We start from the raw sequence: 1,509 nt of genomic DNA, 5'->3' as shown, positions 1-1,509 counted from the left end.
GCCATGTCGGGTCCGACGATGCGGCGCTCGGAACAGGCGCTGCATGCCGGCATGGGCGGCATCGTCTGCTCGGCCGCGGAGGCCGAGGCGGTGCGCCGCATCGTCGGACCCGACATGGCGGTGGTGACACCCGGCATCCGGCCGGCGGGCAGCGACCATGGCGACCAGAAGCGCGTCGTGACGCCGGGCCAGGCGATCCGCAACGGCGCCAGCCACCTCGTCGTCGGCCGGCCGATCATTGCTGCGGACAACAAACGGGAAGCGGCCGAAGCCATCCTCGACGAGATGCGCTCGGCCTGAGATTTCCAAGAACAAGTTCGGAGACCAAGAAAATGCCCAAGGGATACTGGATCGCCCGTGTCGATGTGCGCGACGCGGAAGGCTACAAGGACTATGTCGCCGCCGCCAAGCCTGCCTTCGAGCGCTTCGGTGCGAAGTTCCTGGCGCGCGGCGGCGAGCATGAAAAGGCCGAAGGCCCCGGCCGGGCACGCAACGTCATCATAGAGTTCGAATCGCTCGCCGCCGCGCATGATTGCTACCATTCGCCGGAATACCAGCGCGCCGTCGCCATCCGTCAGAAGGTCGCCGACGGCGAAATCGTCCTGGTCGAGGGCGCCTGATGTCCTTGCAAGCATAGTTCCGAAGAAGTCATTCCGGTTTTCGCCGGAGATCATTGCTCAAAATCGGATAAAGCCTGGCGGCGTTTGAAGCCCCGCAGGCGCATTTTACATATCTTTGCTCCGCGATTTCACGGTCATCTGCCTGGCGCAGTTGCCGGGTGCGGAGCCGTGCCGACGAGCGGTCATTCACGCGGGTCGGATCGCCGGTTGACATGCAGGTATTTACCTGCATATTGTGCCTACAACAAGGTGAGGCAGATGGACGCCGACAAGATTTTCAAAGCGCTGGGCGATCCGACACGCAGAAGGCTGCTTGACCTTCTGTGCGAGCAGAACGGGCAGACGCTCAGTCAGCTTTGCGACCATCTGGACATGGCCAGGCAATCCGCCACCCAGCACCTCGACCTGCTGGAGGCGGCCAATCTGGTGAGCACGGTCAAGCGCGGCCGCGAAAAGCTGCATTTCATCAATCCCGTGCCGCTGCACGAAGTCTACGAGCGCTGGGTACGGAAATTCGAACGGCAGCGGCTCAGCCTGCTGCACGACCTGAAGCAAGAACTCGAAGGAGAAGACCGATGACCAGGGAAACGACCAGCTTTGTCTACGTGACCTATATCCGCTCAACGCCGCAGAAGGTGTTCGAGGCCATAATCAAGCCCGAGATCGCGAAGCGCTACTGGGGCCACGAGAACGTCTCCGAATGGACGCCGGGCTCGAAATGGGAACATATCCGCGCCAATGACGAACAGACCGTAGAGCTCGTCGGCGAGGTCGTCGAGATTTCGCCGCCGACCCGCCTTGTCATCACCTGGGCGAATGCTTCGCAGGCCGACGATCCGTCGAAAACCAGCCGGGTGACGTTCGCCATCGAGGAATACGACACCATGGT

The 1,509-nt window shown here is 62.1% G+C and carries 4 protein-coding genes; all 4 read left to right on the top strand.

The window, feature by feature from the left end; translation table 11 throughout:
- The coding region (locus EN893_RS33565) for an orotidine 5'-phosphate decarboxylase / HUMPS family protein (protein WP_206640233.1) at positions 1-300 on the top strand (300 nt) is incomplete at its 5' end.
- Positions 301-332: 32 nt separating this feature from the next.
- Positions 333-620 (top strand): DUF1330 domain-containing protein, encoded by a 288-nt coding sequence (locus EN893_RS33560; protein ID WP_023762651.1) that lies wholly within the window; start codon positions 333-335, stop codon positions 618-620.
- Positions 621-878: 258 nt separating this feature from the next.
- The gene (locus EN893_RS33555; RefSeq protein WP_127266739.1) at positions 879-1,199 is read left to right on the top strand and encodes a helix-turn-helix domain-containing protein; all 321 of its coding nucleotides are present in this window, start codon (positions 879-881) and stop codon (positions 1,197-1,199) included.
- Positions 1,196-1,509, top strand: a 314-nt coding sequence (locus EN893_RS33550; RefSeq protein ID WP_128362156.1) for an SRPBCC domain-containing protein, incomplete at its 3' end; no start/stop codon positions are given. The genes EN893_RS33555 and EN893_RS33550, both read left to right, overlap by 4 nt.

Origin of the sequence: Mesorhizobium sp. M7A.F.Ca.CA.004.04.2.1 (assembly GCF_004022825.1) — a bacterium.
Classification (GTDB): Bacteria; Pseudomonadota; Alphaproteobacteria; order Rhizobiales; family Rhizobiaceae; genus Mesorhizobium.
This window is presented reverse-complemented; position numbering and strand designations above follow the sequence as displayed.

What these genes read in the sequence shown, in the direction of transcription:
- EN893_RS33560 (WP_023762651.1), top strand. Translation starts at nt 333, where the DNA reads ATGCCCAAGGGATACTGGATCGCCCGTGTCGATGTGCGCGACGCGGAA.
- EN893_RS33555 (WP_127266739.1), top strand. Translation starts at nt 879, where the DNA reads ATGGACGCCGACAAGATTTTCAAAGCGCTGGGCGATCCGACACGCAGA.